Annotated in this window: 1 pseudogene; it reads right to left on the reverse strand. The window is 49.8% G+C overall.

Going from position 1 to position 255, the window contains the following annotated elements:
• A pseudogene (locus H8K55_RS21425) lies at positions 1 to 244 on the reverse strand (IS110 family RNA-guided transposase); the annotation flags it as partial.
• Between the last annotated feature and the right edge of the window lie 11 nt (positions 245 to 255).

Here is a 255-nt window from a genome sequence, read left to right on the forward strand (position 1 = left end):
CCAATCCAACACAGGAGCCAACTTGTTTTTGATTGTCAAACCGTCGCCAAAATAATTCCGTCGTAATCCGTATCGCACCAGTTTCACCTATCGCTTTGAGCTTGGTGAAGCTGGCGACCTTCTCTTGCACCGCTTTAGACAGTTGCGAGACCTGCGTTTTGGTGAGTGCCTTAAATTGTTCTTCAACTAGCGCTAGTCTCTCGCATTCTCGCAGAAGTCGCGCTAGCAATTCGGCCGGCAACATACTGCCGTCGT

It is taken from the genome of Affinundibacterium flavidum (assembly GCF_014284175.1).
Taxonomy (GTDB): Bacteria; Pseudomonadota; Gammaproteobacteria; order Burkholderiales; family Burkholderiaceae_D; genus Undibacterium; species Undibacterium flavidum.